The sequence below is a fragment of the Pseudomonas sp. Tri1 genome (assembly GCF_017968885.1).
Lineage (GTDB): Bacteria > Pseudomonadota > Gammaproteobacteria > Pseudomonadales > Pseudomonadaceae > Aquipseudomonas.
The window spans coordinates 2,077,216-2,096,796 of the sequence record NZ_CP072913.1; the positions used below are offsets into that span (position 1 = coordinate 2,077,216).

Below are 19,581 nucleotides of genomic sequence, written 5' to 3' on the forward strand. Positions count from 1 at the left end.
GACTAAGTTGATGTTGTGGTTTGCCCGAGACTAGATTAGGAGCTTTAGGGAGAGCTGGTGTAAGTCTTGGTTTGGGACGGGCTTGTAACTATAGATGGTTATAGTTACAAGCCAATAAATCATTTGATTTTCTTGCGGGTGGAGGGCTGTCAGGTGTTATGTTTTTCGAATGGTTGAGAGAGATCTAAGATGAAAGGGTTTTTCACTATGCCCTTGTTAGGGATGTTTTGTATCTGTGATACTCCCGTTTCTGCTTCTGTATAGTAGATGCCGTTGTTTCTCGTTAGAATCATATCAATTATTGAACTTCCATTTTTTAGCGTTTCGATGACCTCAGATAAGGGGAATGATCTGGCTTCATTTAGCGGATGGTCAGCTTTGTTAACGCGTGCGTGGAGGTGTAGAGTTGCAGTGACCTCCGCTACTGGAAAATGGAAAAATAGTTGAACTTTATCCTCGATTATATTGATGTTGTACACTTGAGTAAGGTGTTCTAGCATGTGTTCGCGTAAGCCCTCAAGTAAAGGGATGTCTCCTGCGTCAAGGTCGAGAATACTTGTCAGATATTTTACCGTTGTGCCTGACTCAATTTCGTTTGCAGTACGAATGTCGTTCGAGTACGAAGTGTTTGTGTTATTTGGCTGGCTCTTATTTTCTATGTGTTGAATGAGTGATAGGTCTTGATTGGGGTGGACGGCGTAGGCGCATATGGCAATGCCCTCCCGACTATCCTTCATAGTAGTGGGTGTGTCCAGTAATGATGGAGTTTCGATGTAAGGGAGGTTGGGGAAAATCAGGAAGGCATTTGAATGTTGGTTTAGCGGAGGGAGGTACGAAAACAAGCTGGGGTTTTTTTGGTATTGATCAAGATCTTTTTCCGGATGGAGTGCGAGTAGTCCGCTCAAGAAGGACGTAGGGGATGAGGTTTTGTGGTAAGTATCTTTCAGAGTATTTAGGCTGGCTCTATCGAACTCCAGTTTGGCGACGTCTGATCGTTGGTACTTTATTGCTCCGCGCCCTTGATAGAATTTAAAATCACCATATTTATCTCCTGTATTCGGGTCGGATATATAAATGCCGCTTTCTAATTTGTAATTGTTGTTTTGATCTTTGTGTGCGAAAACCGTTCTTTCGTATGTTTTGTTTGTGGCTTGAGTGCTCATGTCGATTCCTAGGTTGTCCAAGGTTCGATGGAGTGTGTGGGGTGAGTTTGAAGTGGATTCAAGTTTTTCCCTGAGTGTGTTGGGGGATTTGTTCTGGGTTTTGATGTTCTCGTTGTATAGGTTGCCGGTCGACAAGCTTCTTTGTGCTACGTGCAAGATCTAATTCCTTTGATGCAATTGTTATGTGGGTTGGAACTCCTGCATATTGTTTTTTAGGGTCTTCTGTTTCTTTCAAAAAGCGCTCAGTGGGATTTGTCCTACATTGTGGGTCGTATTTTCGTCAATGTATAAGTTAATTTCCTTACGGCATGCTCTGATTCAACTTCCTATAGTCACGCAGCCCGCCATCCCGAGCCTGTCCCCCCACAGGCTCAATCGCGCTTCAGTAACTTTCTATAGAGAAATCCCAGAGTATGGACAGTGCAACTGATCAACCGCTGGTGAAGTCGTTCGTTTTTGACCACTGGCTATTGCAAAGCGATGGAACGCTGATGCGAGATGGACAAGGAGTTCATGTTCCCCCCAAAGAACTACACGTACTGCGCCTGCTGCTGAAATCGGCGGGCGCGGTCGTGAGTAAGGATTATCTGCTGGACCATGTCTGGCCGCGGATGGATGCGGCGGAGGAGTCGTTGACCCGTTGTATCTATGCCTTGCGCAAGTTGTTCAAGGAGAACAAGGGCTACATTGCGACGGTTTACGGCCAGGGTTATCGGTTCACCGGTCCCGTGGTTGAGCTCGACGTGACGAGCCAGGCGAGGGCGGTGGCACCTTCGTTGGCGGTGTTGCCTTTTCGCAATCTGGACGAGATCGCGGCGCTGGATCTGCAGGATCTGATGATCCGCCAACTGACCACGGCGTTCGGTGAGGCATTGCACATCATTCCCTCGGGGCTGATCGCGGCCTGCAGGGCGTCGGGCGATGTGCCGTCGTTGGCCGGGCGGCTGTCGGCGGATTATTGCTTGAACGGTCGTTTTATAGGCGCGGGCGGGCTGCAACACTGGTCGATCGAGTTGATTCGTGGACGCGACCAGGCGTTGCTGCATGGGCAGACGCTGGATGCCTGGGATCCGGGGGAGGCGCTGGGCGCATTGACTTGCCTGGTTGCTCAACGCGTACCCGGGTTGCGTCCGGTCGGTGAGCGCTGTGGGTCTTACGCGGTGGCGGTGGCGTATCTCAATGGCTTGTGCAATGTGCAGCAGCACACGGTACAAAGCCTGCGCGATGCCCAGGTACTGTTCAGGCAATGTTTGAAACTCGATCCCGGCTACGCGCCGCCCTGGTGCGGTTTGGCGGATGTGTGGCTGGGACAGGCGATGATGGGCCTGGGTGATCCCGAGCGCGCCATCGAAGAAGCTCATTCGGCGGTTTCCAAGGCCTTGGCGCTGGACCCCGGCAGCATCCCGGCATTGACGCGCCTGGCGTTGCTCACCAGTTTGCGCGGTTGTGAGGAGGCGGCCCAGGTGTTATTCCGGCAGTGTCTGTTTTCGGCCGATCAGGCTGATGTGCTGTATTTCCAAGCCTGGCATCACTGGTTCTGGCGGCGTAACGAGCAGGCGGCTGACATGATCGACCAATGCCTGGAGCATGATCCGGGTTGTGTACGGGCGCAGATCATGCGGGTGCGCATTCACGAACAACTGACGTGGATCCGCGAGCGGCGCCTGGCATGAAGCGGCGCAGGAGCAAATGGTTGTGCTGGCCGGTGTGTCTTGGCCTGGGGCTTGGCATGGCCCAGGCGCACGCCTGGTGCTGGAGCAGGGCGGGGCAGTTGCATGCCATCGAACCCGAACTGCTGCAAGCGATTGCCGATGTCGAATCCGGGCAGCGGCCAGACGCGATCAACCACAACCGCAACGGCACCCGCGATATCGGGCTGATGCAGATCAACAGCATTCATCTACCCCGATTGCGTGCCCGAGGCATTACCGAGCAACGCCTGCTGGATGAGCCGTGCCTGTCGGTGGAGGTCGGTGCGTCGGTGCTGGCCGAGTTTATCGCCCGTCATGGCTACAACTGGACGGCGGTCGGCGCCTACAACGCCGGCAACTCACCCCACCGACAAGCCGCGCGGCTGCGCTACGCGCGCAAAGTCTGGCAACGCTATCGAGTGCTCACCCAGGCTCGACAAGCGGCGCGTTGAACAGGCCGGCGCGGGATTCTGATCGTTTGCCCCTGGCAATCGGCAGAATTCGATCAGGAATCCTGCCGCCAGCCTTCCTACCCTGTGTGCTCATTCGACTGCCCTGGAGTTTGGACGGTGACAGTCCCGACGGCCCCCTCCCTACAGCCCTGCGTCTTGCGGATCCTCAACGGTCCGTTGCAGGGCTGCGAATTTGCGCTTGGCCAAGGCACCACCTTGTTCGTGGTCGGTGCGCTGGATGTGCTCGGTGACGGTGCGTTGTCGGCCAGTGTTCCGGCGGATGCCATCTTCGTGCCCCTGGAGCAAGGCGGATGCAATTTTGAGGTGCTGGCCGATCAGGCCGCGCTGGACGGCTTGCCGTTGCGACTGCTCGGCGATCCAGTGGAAGTGCGCCACTGTGCCTTTCAAGCCAGGGTGCAGGTCGGTGGTCTGCACATCGCCTTGCGTCCCGAGGATCAATCCTGGGCGCCTGAGGTTTTCGACCTGTCACACGGCGTGCCTTCCGATGCAGCCGTTTTCATGCCCTGGCGTGGCCCTTGGACTCGTTGGATCGCTGGTGGTCTGGCGCTGGTGGCGTTGATCACTGTGATTGGCCTTTGGTCGATGCCCGGGCCGGCGCCGGAAACCGATATCCGCGCAATGATCACTGGTGCCAGTGCCCAGGTCCAGGTGCTGCGCGGTCGTGATCATTCGGTCTACGTCTTGGTGTCTTCCGAGCGGGATGCCGGTTGGAGTCGCCAGGTGTTGACCCGCCACAACACGCTGAACGGCCAGGTGCTGATGATCGATCAGGAGCGTCGCCGGCTGGAGCAGGTGCTGGTGGACCATGACCCGCAGCTGGCCTGGCATTTTCTGGACCTCAAGGACCCGTCGGTGCCGCGACTGTTGCTCAGCGCCCAACGCAATCCACTCACGCCCGACAAGCAGGCACAACTGCTCGATACGCTGCTCGCGGCGGCGCCTTATGCCCGTGACGTCGTGGTGCAGATGCAGGATGACAGGCTGCTCGCCGATCTCGCCCAGGGCGGTTTGCAACGTCTTTCACTGGCCTTCAGCCGGTTCGAACACCAAGGCAGCGTGACGTTTGCCGTCGAGGGCGACCTGCAGGATTCCGAGCTGGCCGCCGCTCGCCAGTATGTCGACAGTTTCTACCGGCAGTGGGGTGATCGCTACGTGCACTTCGCTGTCGAGCTCAAGGACGACGCGCTCAAGGGCAAGTCGTTTCAAACCGGCCCCCAGGGCTACGTCAAGACGAGTCCTTCGTCCTGGCTTTTTTCAAACAAACAGAGCAGGTGACGTATGGCTGGTATCCCGATCATGTTTCCCGATTTTCCCGATGACTTTCTCGGAGAGCAGGCCGCTGCGTTCGAGCGCGGCGCTCAGAGCCTCAAAGAGGCCCTGGATAAAGCCCTCGATGAGCTCAAAATCGATGCGTCGGACCCTGGAAAGCTCGCCGCCTACCAGACCGCATTTTCGTCCTACACGGTATTCCGAAACGCCCAGACCAACACGGTCAAGGGCTTCAAGGATATCGACATGGCGATCATCCAGGCGGCTCGCTGACGCTTGCTCTTTCGGCTGGCCATTGCTCGTGACAATGGCCATTTTCATGAGTGCCTCGTATGTCTATCCCAAGTATTTCCCCGTCGCTTATCGCGCGCTCTGCCTTCGTTGAATTGCGTGGCCCGCAGGAAGGCCCGACCGTTTCCCTGGAATCGCGCCTGATCGAAGCGTTTGCCGGTTCTGCCGTCGACAGCGCGCAAGATGTCTCGGCGATCAACCAACTGATCCAGCGCCCGGATATCACCGACCCTGAAGTATTGGCCCAGTTGCAGGAGCTGACCGGGCAATACAACGTCGACATCAACTTGCTCAACGTACTGGTGCGCAAAGCGGTGGGCACGGCAGAAACCCTGTTGCGTGCGTCATGAGGTCCGGCCTGTTGTTGCTGCTGATGTGCCTGGCGCTGACGGGGTGTCGCCAGCCGAGTCTGCTGGAAGGGCTGGATCAGCAGCAGGCCAACGAAGTGCTTGCGGTGCTGCAACGCAACAACATCGCGGCGGTGAAAGTCGACGGCGGCAAAGCCGGCTATGCGGTGAGAATCGATCAGTTGGATTTTTCCGCCGCGGTCGATCTGCTCAACCTCTATTCCTTACCGTCCCGGCCACGCCTGCAAGTCGCCGAGATGTTTCCGTCCGACTCCCTGGTGGCTTCGCCCCGCGCCGAAAAGGCCCGGTTGTATTCGGCGTTGGAGCAACGCATCGAGCAGTCGCTGGCGGTGCTCGAAGGTGTGGTTTCCGCACGGGTCCATGTCAGTTACGACCTGGATGCCGGCGAGGGCGGGCGCAAGTCGGCACCCATTCATCTTTCGGCGGTGGTGTTGCATGAGCGTGATATCGAAGCGCAATTGCTGATCACTGACATCAAGCGTTTTCTCAAGAACAGTTTTGCGGCGGTGGAGTACGAGAACATCTCGGTGGTGCTGTCCAAGCGCTCGCCGATACAGCATGTCGCGCCGTCGGTGGCCGCACCGCAGGGGAAGTCATCCTGGCCTTGGTTGTTCGCCGTGATCGGCGGGTTACTGCTGGCCGGCGGTGCAGCCTGGGTTTACCACCAGTCAAACGCAGGGCGACGTGATGTCGGACATTGAGGGGCTGCAGCGGATCCTCGCCGAGCCCCTGGGTTATCTGCATCCTCAACGTTTGGTGATACCGGCGGGATTCGAGGGGGAGGCAGCACGCAGCCTGCTCAACCGCATCGTGCTTGAGGGGCTGGCACTGCAAGGGCCGTGGCCATCGACGCCGCTGACCGGTGTGGCGAAACAATGGGTTCGCCATTGGTGCCGATTGCCCTATATCGCCTCGCTGTTGGGCGCCTATCGCTTGATGCCCGACCTGGCGCGCGGTGCGGCGCTGCGCTGCTTGCCTGTGTCAGTTCGGCGCTTCGCCGGCTACAGCCTAGGCGCGCGAAGCGGCCCGCCAATCGAGTGCTCGCCCGTTGCCATGGAGCAGGTCGAAGCCGCCGGCCTCAATGCCTTATGGAGCTGGCACGGGCAAGTCCCGCCGATGTTGCTCGAACGCCTGGCCTTGCAATTCTCCGAGCCGGTGGTTCGTTTGCACCGGCAATGGCCCCTCTTGAAACCTGATCCCACGCTTTTCTTTTTGGCGGTGCAGCATGCTCGATTCCATCCGCGCCCTGAGTGACCTGCCGGCGTCCGCGGACGTACGCCTGGCCCGCGAGGACATCGCCGCCGCGCGCCGCCGTCACGCCTTGCAGCGCGAGGCCCAGCGTCGGGCGCGCGAGTGTGTCGAGCAGGCCCAGCGCGAGGCCGACGCGGTCCAGGCGCAGGCATTTCAACAAGGTTATGCCGAGGGCATCCTGCGGGCGACCGGCCACCTGGCTGACGGCCTGCTGAAGACGCAAACCCTGGCGCTGCAATTGCGCAACGAACTCGCCCGAGCCGCGGATGACGTGCTCGCACAGGCCTTGAGCCGCCCGCAATGGTTGGACGAAATGCTTGAACGCTGGCTGGCCGGGCAAGCGGGCGATTCAGAGGCGGTGCTGCACGTATTGCTGCCGCTGCATTGTCGCCCGCGTGGCGATGAACTGCGCGTCAGCTTGCGCGAGCGTTGGGCTGGCGAGCTGATTGTCGAGTATCACCCGCAAGACCGCTATGTGCTGCGGCTGGCGGATCAACTGCTGGAGTTCGATGTTGGAGCGACCCGGGAACGGCTGGCGCCAAGGTTATTGGCGAGCATCGCTGATCTGCCGGAGTCGGTTCGTACCTTGGACCAAGCCTCGCTGCAGGCACTGACCGAGCTGTGTTCGAGCTTTGCCGTTACCACGCAGACCGCCCCCGGAGAAGTCCGTCATGAAGATTGAATCAATGAGCGCTTCCAGTCCCGTCGAGCACGGCGCCAGTGCGTCGGTCGAGACGCTGGAATCACGCTTGCTGGCCGCTCGCCAGGAAGCGTCTGGCAACAAACGCCCGGACCCTGAGTTCGAGCACTTGTATCAATTGCTGCTGGCCATGGAAGGGCAAGGGGAGAAGGCGATTCATGAGTTTCTCCGCACCCTGCGGGGAGCGGATGGAGCAACCGCTGCGTACCCCACCGCCAAGGCGTTGAAGGCGATCACGCAACAGGTTCTGTATCGATTGAAGGACGAGGGCCTGGAAAAGTCGCAGCTCTATAAGGAAGTCTTCGGGGCCAATGGCCTGGCGTTCGCCATGGAAGTCTTTGTCTTGGGCGTGATGCGCGATGTGATGCAGCCGATGGGGGATGACGCTTGGGAGAAGAGTGAGTGGTGAGAGATGCTCGAAAGTCTGGCGGTTCAGATAACTACAAAGGAGAAAAAATCATGAAAATTGCAGATATGGGCAATGTCGGTACTTTTGGACGGCGTGACGACATTCCATCTTCAGCCTCGACCAAGCCGTTAGCTGCACTCGATGCTTCGACGGTGGAGATTCGGGATTTTAGCGTGAGCGCGCTAGGACCAGATCGGGAAATTACAGCCGGTTTCAAGCTTTTGGATCGCGTGACAAACCCAGATGTACTGAACGTAAAGACTGATTTGGGGGAGTCAGACATGAGGGCGGTGGATCAAATTGAGCGATACGTCTACAACGGTGAGAGACCCGAAAAAGATGAAACAAGCGGGATTTTTGACACCTTGAACGTAGGAGCCGCAGGCACCGAAAGCCGAGAGGGTCGACTGAAGGCTGTGCTTGAGGCTGGGTTGGGATTACTCGAAGCTGCCAAGGGGCCTGGGCTCAACGCGCTGCATATCGTCGGGCGCACGGGGACAGTCATTGTGCTGGCCACCCTTTTGCGTGAATACGTTGCCTCTCTCGTCGAGCATGCTAGGCGCGGAGGCCCTGAGGCCCCTCAGGCGTGGGCGACCGTCGCGCTGGCGATGACGGGGCCCGCCCTGATATTGATGGGCGCCATCCGCAGGGAGTGCGCAGGGGAGGCGAGCTGGAAGTCAAGACTAGCGGCCGCCTGCCTGGCAAGCGCGGTGGTGGGAAGCACGATAATGGCAGCTGTCACGGGAGCGGCGTCGAAGCTTTTCCCTGCAATGGTCGGCGGAGTTGTCTATATTGCGGCCAGAGCTGTGGGTGATTCCTTCTTCCCTTTGAACGACAAAACAGGCCCTGCGAACGCAGTGGCGACCGGGGTTACAGCAGCGGCTTATGGTGTGGTTCAAGGTGTGCTGGCGGAGCTGAGTAAGCACATGCCATTGAGTGGTGCTGCCAGGGCAGTCGAGGGGCTTGGTTACGATTTCGGGGCGGACGCCATTAAAGCTGGGCTAAATGGTCTCGGAATGGTGGTCGATGTGGCTATCTTGACTTTGTGTAAAAGTTGGCTGTCACCCCAGCGAGGACCTGATTCGCCCTCCTTTGATCCGGAGTCTTTACAAAAAATGGTCATGGAGGCGCGTGCTACCGCTCAATGGCCCACCAGAACTCAAGTGGCCAATGCTTTTGTGAATGTTGCAGGGACACGCGTCTCGTATGGTCACGCCCTCGCCCTAATAGGAGGGGCGGCAACGGCCTGGTTAAGTGACTCCAAATTTGGCGACGATACCCAAGGACATCTTCTCAACGGCTGTCTCGTTGTGATGATGACGCTTCTTTACTTCACCCTCATCTTTGCCAACCTCAAACGCACCGACAACACCTTTAACCTGCCTCAGCCAACAATCACGCCTTGATCTGACCCTAGGAGCCGGCCACCATCGGTTGCTCGCTCCCATCCCTCCACCCCGGCTATAATCCGCGCCTCATTTCTCCGATCGAGTCAAACCCACCCATGTACACCCTGGCCCGTGAGCTGCTGTTCAAACTTTCCCCGGAAACCTCCCACGATCTGTCCCTGGACCTGATCGGCGCGGGCGGGCGTTTGGGCCTCAATGGGTTGCTGTGCAAGGCCCCGGCGAAATTGCCGGTGACGGTCATGGGCCTGGAATTCCCCAACCCGGTCGGGTTGGCGGCGGGGCTGGACAAGAATGGCGCGGCTATCGACGGGTTCGCCCAGCTGGGTTTCGGTTTCGTGGAAATCGGCACCGTCACCCCACGCCCGCAGCCGGGCAATCCCAAGCCACGGCTTTTCCGCCTGCCACAAGCCGAGGCGATCATCAACCGCATGGGCTTCAACAACCTGGGCGTCGACCATTTGCTGGCCCGGGTGGCGGCGGCCAAGTACAAGGGCGTGCTGGGCATCAATATCGGCAAGAACTTCGACACGCCGGTGGAGCGGGCCGTCGACGACTACTTGATCTGCCTGGACAAGGTCTACGCCCATGCCAGCTACGTGACCGTCAACGTCAGTTCGCCGAACACCCCGGGCCTGCGCAGCCTGCAATTCGGTGATTCCCTCAAGCAACTGCTCGCCGACCTGGCCCGCCGCCGCGCCGAGTTGGCCGTGACGCATGGCCGGCATGTGCCGCTGGCCATCAAGATCGCCCCGGACATGACCGACGAAGAGACCATCCAAGTCGCCCAGGCCCTGATCGAGACCGGCATGGACGCGGTGATCGCCACCAACACGACCCTGGGTCGCGAAGGGGTCGAGGGGCTGGAACACGGTGACGAGGCGGGCGGGTTGTCGGGTGCGCCAGTGCGTGACAAGAGCACCCACACCGTGAAGGTGCTGGCCGCCGAACTGGCGGGGCGCTTGCCGATCATCGCGGCGGGAGGCATCACCGAAGGCCGGCATGCCGCCGAGAAAATCACCGCCGGGGCGAGCCTGGTGCAGATTTATTCGGGCTTCATCTATAAGGGGCCGGCGTTGATTCGTGAATCAGTGGATGCGATTGCGGCGTTGCGTTGATTGATCTTTTGAAGGCTACGCAGACCCACAATGGTGTTCACAGTCAGAGTTAGAAACCCTGTTCAGAAAACCCAGGCATTAAAAAGGGCTCCTCGAAGGAGCCCCCTGGGCCGAAGCCCGCCGTCCGGATGGGACGCGCGTGGTTAAATCGATGTGAGTATCAAATTGTCGAGTTCTTGAGTGTTGAGCCCTGTGTCAGCCGACGGCGTGAAGTTCGTTGAGTCTATGGATACCCGCAGTGCCGGTCATACCGTCCCAGTTGTCGCCGCGTCCTTCTCGCCAGCCATTGATCCAGGCTTGACGTACCGACGGTAGAGTAAAGGGGCAAAGCTCACGGGATTTACCACCAACGCCATATTGGTAACCGCGTAAAAATGCTCTTTCCAACGGATCACGCTTAAGTCTTCTCATAGGGTGTTTCCCTCACTTGTTGACTGTTGCTTCGCGTCGACCTCTATCGAGGCCGGGGCAGAATCATTCTGCCGTTGGTGGCTCGTTGCCGGCGTGACGAGCCGAGGTGTTGACGCCGTTGCGACGTCAACCTGTGTTGAGTTCTAACCAAAGCGTCACATGGATGGAATGATCGTTTTGTCATAAGCACGTAACAATAAAGACGTTAGGGCGATAAGTAACATGCTGTTCGATGCCCGCTAATGAGCAAGACCCCTGTATGATCGGCCCTGCGCCGAAAGGCGCTGGCTTGGCCCGGATGAGAATGTCCTCCCGTTGCACTCGGGTACTATTCGACGAAAGGGACAAGTTTTCACAATTTGTTGCACAGAATTTTTTATCTGCCTTCGCATCCAAGCTCTTCTAACCTGAGCCGCGAGGGCGGAATGGCACACTTTCGTGCCACGCGGGTGCTCTTGAGAAAAGCACCTGATTGAACCCGGCCCGGCAATGCGTTGCCCGGTCCACTTAGCCAAAGGCTCTGGAAATCCCATGTCCGATCGTTTCGAACTCTTCCTCACCTGCCCCAAGGGCCTCGAAGGCCTGCTCATCGAGGAAGCCGTCGGGCTTGGCCTTGAAGAGGCGCGCGAACACACCTCCGCCGTGCGCGGCATGGCCGACATGGAAACGGCGTATCGCCTGTGCCTGTGGTCGCGCCTGGCCAACCGGGTGTTGCTGGTCCTCAAGCGCTTCCCGATGAAGGACGCCGAAGACCTGTACCACGGCGTGCTGGACGTCGACTGGCAAGACCACATGCTCGCTGATGGCACCTTGGCGGTGGAGTTCAGCGGCCACGGTTCGGGCATCGACAACACCCACTTCGGCGCCTTGAAGGTCAAGGACGCCATCGTCGATAAACTGCGCACGCCGTCGGGCGAGCGACCGTCCATCGACAAGCTCAACCCGGACCTGCGCATTCACCTGCGCCTGGACCGCGGTGAAGCGATCCTTTCCCTGGACCTCTCCGGCCACAGCCTGCACCAGCGCGGCTATCGCCTGCAGCAAGGCGCTGCACCGCTGAAGGAAAACCTCGCCGCCGCGATCCTGATCCGTGCCGGCTGGCCGCGCATCGCCGCCGAAGGCGGGGCGCTGGCCGACCCGATGTGCGGCGTGGGTACGTTCCTGGTGGAAGCCGGGATGATCGCTGCCGACATGGCGCCGAACCTGCGTCGCCAGCAGTGGGGCTTCACCGCCTGGCTCGGCCATGTGCCGGCGCTGTGGAAGAAGCTCCACGAGGAGGCCAGCGAGCGTGCCGCCGCCGGCCTGGCCAAGCCACCGTTGTGGATTCGCGGCTACGAGGCCGACCCACGGCTGATCCAGCCGGGCCGCAATAACGTCGAGCGGGCGGGCCTGAGCGAGTGGATCAAGATCTATCAAGGCGAAGTCGCCACCTTCGAGCCGCGCCCGGACCAGAACCAGAAAGGCCTGGTGATCTGCAACCCACCGTACGGCGAGCGTCTGGGCGACGAAGCCAGCCTGCTTTACCTCTACCAGAATCTGGGCGAACGTCTACGCCAGGCCTGCCTGAACTGGGAGGCCGCGGTGTTCACCGGCGCGCCGGACCTGGGCAAGCGCATGGGGATTCGCAGCCACAAGCAGTATTCGTTCTGGAACGGCGCCTTGCCGTGCAAGTTGCTGCTGATCAAGGTGTTGCCGGATCAGTTCGTCACCGGCGAACGTCGCACTCCGGAACAGCGTCAGGCCGAGCGTGAGCAAGCGGCATATGATCAGGCTCCTGAAGTCCCGCAAGAGCGCCAGTACAACAAGAACGGCAACCCGATCAAGCCAACTCCGGCTCCGGCCCCTGTGGTCGAGCAGGCCCGTTTGAGCGAGGGCGGGCAGATGTTCGCCAATCGCCTGCAAAAAAACCTCAAGTTGCTGAGCAAATGGGCCAAGCGTGAAGGCGTGGACTGCTACCGGGTCTATGATGCCGACATGCCGGAATACTCCATGGCCATCGACCTGTATCACGATTGGGTGCACGTCCAGGAATACGTCGCGCCAAAATCCATCGATCCGGAAAAGGCCTCGGCACGACTGTTTGACGCCTTGGCGGCGATCCCGCAGGCACTGAACGTCGATAAGAGCCGCGTGGTGATCAAGCGTCGCGAGCGCCAGAGCGGCACCAAGCAGTACGAGCGCCAGAGCGCCCAAGGCAAGTTCACCGAAGTCAACGAAGGCGGCGTGAAGCTGCTGGTCAACCTCACCGACTACCTGGACACCGGCCTGTTCCTCGACCACCGGCCAATGCGCCTGCGGATCCAGAAAGAGGCGGCCGGCAAACGCTTCCTCAACCTGTTCTGCTACACCGCGACCGCCAGTGTCCACGCGGCCAAGGGCGGCGCGCGCAGCACCACCAGCGTCGACCTGTCGAAAACCTACCTGGATTGGGCGCGCCGCAACCTGTCGCTCAATGGTTTTTCCGACAAGAACCGCTTGGAGCAGGGCGATGTGATGGCCTGGCTCGAAGCCAGTCGGGACGAGTACGACCTGATCTTCATCGACCCACCGACCTTCTCCAACTCCAAGCGCATGGAAGGGGTGTTCGATGTGCAGCGCGATCACGTCCAGTTGCTGGACCTGGCCATGGCTCGCCTGGCGCCGGGCGGCGTGTTGTATTTCTCGAATAACTTCCGCAAGTTCCAGCTCGAGGACAATCTCAGCGAGCGTTATGCGGTGGAAGAGATCACGGCCAAGACCATTGATCCGGATTTTGCGCGCAATAGTAAGATCCACCGTGCCTGGAAGATCATGGCCCGTTGACCCGTAGCTGATTGGATCCACGAAGCCTTGTAATTCAAGGCTTCTGGCCTCTTTTTAGGGCTGGTCAAAGTAATGGCTAATAGCTATAACTTAGGCTGTGCCCAGGGCTGTGCCTATGCCTGGCTCCTTTCTGAGTTGTATTTATGGCATTGCATCAGGTGCGTCCCAGAATCTTGGGCTTTATCAGCGAAGATGTGTCGGCCTGGCTGGTGGCTTCGCTGGTCTTGCTGGCCGGTACGTTCCTGACCGGGTTGCTGACCTGGGCGATGATGAATCTGTTCAATCAGCAATTGCGCCAACGCTTCGAGCTGCAGGCCGAGGAGCGTTTCAGCCGCATTGAGGAGCGCTTCCAGGGGCAGGAGCAACGCCTCGATAGCCTGAGGCTTTTCTTCGCCAATTCTGACGGGGTTTCCCTCAGTGAATTCCGCGGCTACGCCGAAGCGCTGTTGCGGCGCACCCGTGCCTTGGCCTGGGCGCCACGGGTGCGTCGGGACGAACGGCCGTCGTTCGAGCAACGGGCGCGGGCCGAAGGGGCAGATAACTTTGCCATCCGTGAGCCGGATGCCACCGGTGGCCTGCGACAGGCCGCTGAACGGGACGAGTACGCGCCCGTGCTCTACCTCCAGAGCCAGGTCCCCAACGGGGTACCGTTGGGACTGGATCTGCTTGCTGACCCACTACGCCGTGCTGCGCTCGAGCGGGCCCGTCAACGTGGCGAACTGGTGGTCTCGCAGCCATTGGACCTGCTGGGCGTCGACCCGGCCTTCAACCGTGGAGTTTTGCTGGTGGCGCCGGTCAGTCGGGCGTCTGCCAAGGAGCCGTTCGGTTACGTGGTGGCGGCCATCAGCATGCGTCAGTTGGTAGGCGATGGCCTGCCGGAGCCTGATCATGACAACCTTTCGATGCGCGTCCTGGATCTGTCCTCTGATGATGGCGAGGAAGTGCTGTTCGAGTCCCTCGACCCACCGGTCGACAGTAATTTGTCGGCGATCCGCTTGCTACGCCTGGCCGATCATGACTTCCGGGTGGAATTGCGGCCCAGCGGTACCTTCCTGGCGAGCAACCATTCCACGGTGGTAAGCCTGGTGGTGTTGGGCGGCTTGCTCAGCCTGTTACTCAGCGTCCTGCTTTACGTGTTGGTCAGCCAGCGGCAACGGGCCTTGAAACTGGTGGATCAGCGTACCCAGGAACTGCGCGCCCGTGAGCAGGAATTGCGCGGAACCCATGGGCAGTTACGTGGCGTGCTGGATGCCGCGACCCAGGTCGCGATCATCGCCACGGACCTGCGCGGCGTCATCACCACGTTCAACGCTGGCGCCGAACAGATGCTTGGCTATGCCAGTTGCGAGGTCCTGCAGAGCATGACCCTCGAAGGCCTGCACGTCCCCCGCGAACTCCAGGCCCGGGCCACACAGCTTGGCGCGCGCTATGGCAAACCGATCCCTACGTGCCACGCCATGCTGGTCGAAGGCGGCGAACAGGGTGGCCAGCAGGCACGGGAATGGACACTGGTTCGTCGCGATGGCAGCCATCTGACGGTGAATATGCTGGCCACGCCGATGTTGGATGACCAAGGGCTGTGGGTCGGCCACCTGGCGATCTGCATCGATATCACCGAACGCAAACGTGTCCATGAGGCCCTGGCTGCCCGGGACCTGTTACTGAAAAAGCTCAGCGCCCATGTTCCTGGCGGCATCTACCAATTCAAGATGGATTTCAACGGTCGTTTCAGCGTGATTTATGCCAGTGATGGCATTCGTGACATCTACGAGTTGGAGCCAGATGTACTGGTCCAGAACGCTGAAGCGATTTTCTCGCGCATTCATCCATTGGACGGCACGCGGGTCCGCGCTTCAATTCGTGCTTCGGCCGCGACGTTGAGCCCTTGGCGTGAAGAGTACCGCGTGCAACTCCCGGTGCGTGGTGTGCGCTGGGTGCGTGGTGAGGCCACGCCTGAGGAGTTGCCCGGGGGCGGTGTGTTGTGGCACGGCTATATCTCGGATATTTCCGATCTCAAGCGGGTGGAAGAAGAGTTGCGGGCATTGTCCGTGACCGATGCCTTGACCGGCATTCGCAACCGGCGCTATTTCCAGGAACGCCTGACCTCGGAAATGGCCCGGGTCGAACGGGGTTCCGGCGAACTGGCGGTCATCATGCTCGATATCGATCACTTCAAGCGGATCAACGATCAGCACGGCCATGCCGTGGGTGACCGTGTGTTGCAGGCGGTCTGCCAGCGGATCGCCCAGCGGCTGCGACGTACCGACGTGTTCTGTCGGCTGGGCGGGGAAGAGTTCGTGGTGCTGTGTCCTGACACGGACGGTACCAGTGCTCATGCACTGGCGATTGGGCTGTGGGAAGGTTTGCGTGGTGCGCCGATCGATGACGTGGGCATCGTCACTGCCAGTTTTGGTATTGCCAGCTGGCGGGTCGGGGAGGGCGCGGATGCGCTACTGTTGCGGGCCGATTCAGGGGTGTATGCGGCCAAGCAGACTGGGCGGGATCGGGTCGATGTGCAGTTGGGATAGCTGGCTGGGTATACGCGGTCAAGTGTGGGAGCGAGCAAGCCCGCTCCCACACGGTTCTCTGTGCCGCTGAAGTTGCGGCGAATCAAAGAATTAGAGCACCGAAGCCGTCTGCGGCAGTTTTGGCTGGCGGTACAAGTCCAGCAGCACCTGGTCCAGCACCGATGACGCACCCCATGGTTTTGGATCATTGAGGATCGCCACCACCGCCCAGGTGTTGCCATTGATGTCACGGCTGAAGCCGGCGATGGCGCGGACGGTATTCAGGGTGCCGGTCTTGATGTGGGCTTCACCGGCCATGGCGGTGGTCTTGAGGCGTTTGCGCATGGTGCCGTCGGTGCCGGCGATTGGCATCGAGCTGATGTACTCCGCCGCATACGGGCTGTTCCAGGCGGCTTGCAGCATCGCCGCCATTTCCCGGGCGCTGACTCGCTCGGCGCGGGACAGGCCGGAGCCGTTCTCCATCACCAGGTGCGGCGCAGTGATGCCTTTCTTGGCCAGCCACTGGCGCACCACCCGCTGCGCCGCCTTGGCGTCATCACCGTCGGCTTCGTTACGGAACTGCGCGCCAAGGCTCAGGAACAGTTGCTGGGCCATGGTGTTGTTACTGTATTTGTTGATGTCGCGGATGATCTCCGCCAGGTCTGGCGAAAACGCCCGGGCCAATACCTTGGCGCTGCTCGGGGTCGGGGCCAGGCGGTCCTTGCCCTGGATGCTGCCACCGAGCTCTTTCCAGATTGCCCGCACGGCTCCGGCGGTGTAGGTAGCGTGATCGAGCAGCGACAGGTAGGTCTGGGAACTGCAACCGTCACCGAGCTGACCGCCCACGGTCACCGTCACGCTGCCGTCTGCCTGGGTCACCGGGTTGTAGCGCACGCCGCCGGCGCATTGCTTGGAGTTGACCGCCTTGACCTGGTTCTCGATACGAATGCTGGCGATCGGCGGCTCCACCGACACCAGGACCCGACCGCCGTCATTGCGGGCGACGAAGCGCAGGGCCTTGAGGTTGACCAGCAGCGAGTCGGGCTTGACCAGGAACGGTTTGTTTTCGTCGTTGCCGTCGTCGTTGAACTCAGGCAGTTGTGGCTGGATGAAGAAACTGCGGTCCAGCACCAGGTCGCCGGTGACTTGTTGCACGCCGTTGGCCCGCAGGTCACGCATCAGCAGCCAGAGTTTTTCCATGTTCAACTTGGGATCGCCGCCGCCCTTGAGGTACAGGTTGCCGTTGAGGATCCCGCCGCTGAGGGTACCGTCGGTGTAGAACTCGGTTTTCCACTGGTGATTGGGGCCGAGCATCTCCAGGGCCGCATAGGTGGTCACCAGTTTCATGGTGGAGGCCGGGTTCACCGAGACGTCGGCGTTGTGCAGGGTCGGGGTGCCGGGGCCGTTGAGCGGGACCATCACCAGGGACAGGGCATCGTCTTGCAGCTTGCTGGCCTTGAGGGCCTTTTGCACGTTGGGCGACAGGGCGGTGTTGATGGTGGCGGCGCTGGTGGTGACAGGCAGCGCCAAAGGAAGAAGAAGGCTGGCCAGAAGCAGTGGACGCAAAGATTTGATCATGTGAAATAAAACCCTACGGGCGAGGGGGAAAAGACGAGGACATGGAAATGAACGTCCTCAACGGTCATGAAAGTGTCGGCATTATGCCCCAAGGTACAACGGCTTGTGCCGTGCTTGAGCCCTTCGGGGTGGTATTTTTTTACCGACGGTAGGTCGACTCACCGATCAGTCGGGCAATCGATGCACCAAACTGGTAAAGTGCCGGCCGTTATTACTTATGAGGATTGTTCCAATGGCGACTAACCGTTCCCAGCGTCTGCGCAAAAAACTGTGCGTGGATGAATTTCAAGAGCTGGGTTTCGAACTGAACCTGGATTTCAAAGAAGATCTGGCTGATGAGGCTATTGACGCTTTCCTCGACGCTTTCCTCAAAGAAGCCATGGAAGCCAACGGCCTGGGCTATGTAGGCGGCGACGACTATGGTCTGGTTTGCCTGCAGAAGCGTGGCTCGGTCACCCAAGAGCAGCGTGCAGCCGTTGAAGCCTGGCTCAAGGCGCGTCCTGAGCTGACCAGCGTGGAAGTCAGCCCGCTGATGGACGTCTGGTACCCGGAAAAGCCGATCAATCCGGTCGCTTGATGTTCAAAAACCGGCAGCCCGTTTGGGTGCCGGTTTTTTTGTGCCTGTCTGTTGGGTATGTGTTGTCCTTCAGGCCGCTATCGCGAGCAAGCTCGCTCCCACAATGGTGATGTGAACGACACAAATCCCCTGTGGGAGCGAGCTTGCTCGCGATGCTCTTGAAGGCTGTCAGGCGCTACGCCAGTTCAGGATCAGCAAGGTCAACACTCCCGCCACAATCCCCCAGAACGCCGAACCGATGGAAAACAGCGTCAGCCCCGATGCCGTGACCATGAAGGTGACCAGCGCCGCCTCCCGTTCCCGGGCTTCGCTCATGGCGATGCTCAAGCCATTGATGATCGAGCCGAACAGTGCCAGCGCCGCGATGGACAGCACCAGTTCCTTGGGCAGCGCGGCGAATAACGCCGCCAGTGTCGCGCCGAACACCCCGGCGACCCCGTAGAAAATCCCGCACCAGACCGCCGCCGTATAGCGCTTGCTGCGATCTTCGTGGGCATGCGGCCCGGTGCAGATGGCGGCGCTGATGGCCGCCAGGTTGATGCCATGGGAACCGAAAGGCGCCAGCAGCAACGAAGCGATGCCGGTGCTGGTGATCAACGGCGAGGCTGGCACGGTGTAACCGTCGGCCCGCAGCACGGCGATGCCGGGCATGTTCTGTGAGGTCATTGCCACCACGAACAGAGGGATGCCGATGCTGATAGTGGCCGCCAGGGAAAAGTGCGGCGTGGTCCAGACCGGTGTCGCGACTTCCAGGGCAAAACTGCTGAAATCCAACAGCCCCAGCAGGCCGGACAGCGCGGTGCCCATCAACAGTGCCGCCAGTACCGCGTAGCGGGGCGACAGGCGCTTGACGATCAGGTAGGTGAAAAACATCCCCAGCACCAGGCCGGTACGATGTTGGGCGGCGATGAAGATCTCACTGCCGATCTTGAACAGGATGCCCGCCAGCAGCGCTGCCGCCAGCGAGGCGGGAATGCGCTTGACCAGGCGCTCGAAGCTGCCGGTCAGGCCGCAGATCGTCACCAGCAGCGCACAGGTGATGTAGGCGCCGATGGCCTCGCCATAACTCACACCGCCCAGGCTGGTGATCAGCAACGCCGCCCCGGGTGTCGACCAGGCGATGGTGATCGGCGTGCGATAACGCAATGACAGGCCGATGGAACACACCGCCATGCCTATGGAAATCGCCCAGATCCACGAGGAAATCTGGCCACTGGTCAGCCCCGCTGCCTGTCCGGCCTGGAACATCAGCACCAGGGAACTGGTGTAGCCGGTCATCATCGCGATGAACCCGGCGACGATGGCCGAGGGAGAAGTGTCAGCCAGTGGGCGAAGTGGCGTGGTCGTGACTTCGGTCATGGTGGGCGGTGGTCCTTGTTGTAGATTTGACTGGCTTGGTGGAGCCACAGGTTGCGGGTTTAAGCCTAAACTCAACGAAGTCACCGATTGCAATACAGCCGTGCCCGCAAACAGCCGTACAGTCGTGTTGCCATCAGAGGTTGTGTACAATCGAGGTGTTTTTTACGCGATACTTGCCAGCGCCCCGCTGTGCCGTATTACAGTCACG

At 59.8% G+C, this 19,581-nt stretch carries 18 protein-coding genes; 14 read left to right on the forward strand and 4 right to left on the reverse strand.

All coding sequences use genetic code 11. From position 1 onward, the window contains the following. Nucleotides 1-149: 149 nt before the first annotated feature. Nucleotides 150-1,163, reverse strand: a complete 1,014-nt coding sequence (locus tag J9870_RS09225) for a hypothetical protein (RefSeq protein ID WP_210643617.1) — start codon at nt 1,161-1,163, stop codon at nt 150-152. A gap of 491 nt (nt 1,164-1,654) precedes the next feature. On the opposite strand from J9870_RS09225, the gene J9870_RS09230 reads away from it, so the two are divergent. From J9870_RS09230 to J9870_RS09280, 11 genes are all read left to right on the forward strand, one after another. Beyond that, entirely contained in the window at nt 1,655-2,836 is a 1,182-nt protein-coding gene (locus J9870_RS09230; RefSeq protein ID WP_246883091.1) for a winged helix-turn-helix domain-containing protein, read from the forward strand. Next, complete coding sequence (locus J9870_RS09235) at nt 2,833-3,306, forward strand: transglycosylase SLT domain-containing protein (protein ID WP_281728959.1); 474 nt, start codon at nt 2,833-2,835, stop codon at nt 3,304-3,306. Before J9870_RS09230 ends, J9870_RS09235 begins: the two co-directional genes overlap by 4 nt. Before the next feature lie 117 nt (nt 3,307-3,423). After that, a complete protein-coding gene (locus J9870_RS09240; RefSeq protein ID WP_210643619.1) occupies nt 3,424-4,602 on the forward strand; it encodes a PrgH/EprH family type III secretion apparatus protein in 1,179 nt (392 codons plus the stop codon). A 3-nt stretch (nt 4,603-4,605) separates the two neighbouring features. Continuing rightward, nucleotides 4,606-4,869: a type III secretion system needle filament subunit SctF gene (gene sctF / locus J9870_RS09245; RefSeq protein ID WP_281728960.1), complete on the forward strand. Its 264-nt coding sequence runs from the start codon at nt 4,606-4,608 to the stop codon at nt 4,867-4,869. Between the two features lie 59 nt (nt 4,870-4,928). Continuing rightward, a complete protein-coding gene (gene sctI, locus J9870_RS09250) occupies nt 4,929-5,237 on the forward strand; it encodes a type III secretion system inner rod subunit SctI (protein WP_210643620.1) in 309 nt (102 codons plus the stop codon). Next, nucleotides 5,234-5,956, forward strand: coding sequence for an EscJ/YscJ/HrcJ family type III secretion inner membrane ring protein (locus J9870_RS09255; protein ID WP_210643621.1), 723 nt, complete (start codon nt 5,234-5,236; stop codon nt 5,954-5,956). The genes sctI and J9870_RS09255 overlap by 4 nt, the downstream gene beginning before the upstream one ends. Next, complete coding sequence (locus J9870_RS09260) at nt 5,943-6,509, forward strand: secretion system protein (protein ID WP_210643622.1); 567 nt, start codon at nt 5,943-5,945, stop codon at nt 6,507-6,509. Before J9870_RS09255 ends, J9870_RS09260 begins: the two co-directional genes overlap by 14 nt. Continuing rightward, nucleotides 6,481-7,188 (forward strand): oxygen-regulated invasion protein OrgB, encoded by a 708-nt coding sequence (locus tag J9870_RS09265; RefSeq protein ID WP_210643623.1) that lies wholly within the window; start codon nt 6,481-6,483, stop codon nt 7,186-7,188. The genes J9870_RS09260 and J9870_RS09265 overlap by 29 nt, the downstream gene beginning before the upstream one ends. Further along, nucleotides 7,178-7,615: a hypothetical protein gene (locus J9870_RS09270; protein ID WP_210643624.1), complete on the forward strand. Its 438-nt coding sequence runs from the start codon at nt 7,178-7,180 to the stop codon at nt 7,613-7,615. The genes J9870_RS09265 and J9870_RS09270 overlap by 11 nt, the downstream gene beginning before the upstream one ends. A 50-nt stretch (nt 7,616-7,665) precedes the next feature. After that, the gene (locus J9870_RS09275; RefSeq protein WP_210643625.1) at nt 7,666-9,021 is read left to right on the forward strand and encodes a hypothetical protein; all 1,356 of its coding nucleotides are present in this window, start codon (nt 7,666-7,668) and stop codon (nt 9,019-9,021) included. Nucleotides 9,022-9,119: 98 nt separating this feature from the next. Beyond that, nucleotides 9,120-10,139, forward strand: a complete 1,020-nt coding sequence (locus tag J9870_RS09280; RefSeq protein ID WP_210643626.1) for a quinone-dependent dihydroorotate dehydrogenase — start codon at nt 9,120-9,122, stop codon at nt 10,137-10,139. Between the two features lie 195 nt (nt 10,140-10,334). On the opposite strand, the gene J9870_RS09285 is transcribed toward J9870_RS09280, so the two are convergent. Continuing rightward, nucleotides 10,335-10,550, reverse strand: a complete 216-nt coding sequence (locus J9870_RS09285; RefSeq protein ID WP_003223300.1) for a ribosome modulation factor — start codon at nt 10,548-10,550, stop codon at nt 10,335-10,337. Nucleotides 10,551-11,081: 531 nt separating this feature from the next. Here J9870_RS09285 and rlmKL point away from each other — a divergent pair. Next, a complete protein-coding gene (rlmKL, locus tag J9870_RS09290; protein WP_210643627.1) occupies nt 11,082-13,352 on the forward strand; it encodes a bifunctional 23S rRNA (guanine(2069)-N(7))-methyltransferase RlmK/23S rRNA (guanine(2445)-N(2))-methyltransferase RlmL in 2,271 nt (756 codons plus the stop codon). A gap of 143 nt (nt 13,353-13,495) precedes the next feature. After that, nucleotides 13,496-15,880 (forward strand): GGDEF domain-containing protein, encoded by a 2,385-nt coding sequence (locus J9870_RS09295; RefSeq protein ID WP_210643628.1) that lies wholly within the window; start codon nt 13,496-13,498, stop codon nt 15,878-15,880. Nucleotides 15,881-15,970: 90 nt separating this feature from the next. Here the strand turns inward: J9870_RS09295 and dacB are convergent, their stop codons facing one another. Further along, nucleotides 15,971-17,437 carry a D-alanyl-D-alanine carboxypeptidase/D-alanyl-D-alanine-endopeptidase gene (gene dacB / locus J9870_RS09300; RefSeq protein ID WP_210643629.1) on the reverse strand — a complete coding sequence of 489 codons (1,467 nt, stop codon included), beginning with the start codon at nt 17,435-17,437 and terminating at the stop codon, nt 15,971-15,973. 232 nt (nt 17,438-17,669) lie between these two features. Here dacB and J9870_RS09305 point away from each other — a divergent pair, with 232 nt between their 5' ends. Then, on the forward strand, nt 17,670-18,014 hold the full coding sequence (locus J9870_RS09305; RefSeq protein WP_025212695.1) for a YggL family protein: 345 nt from the start codon (nt 17,670-17,672) through the stop codon (nt 18,012-18,014). A 168-nt stretch (nt 18,015-18,182) separates the two neighbouring features. Here the strand turns inward: J9870_RS09305 and J9870_RS09310 are convergent, their stop codons facing one another. Further along, on the reverse strand, nt 18,183-19,373 hold the full coding sequence (locus J9870_RS09310) for a benzoate/H(+) symporter BenE family transporter (protein ID WP_210643630.1): 1,191 nt from the start codon (nt 19,371-19,373) through the stop codon (nt 18,183-18,185). Nucleotides 19,374-19,581 lie beyond the last annotated feature (208 nt).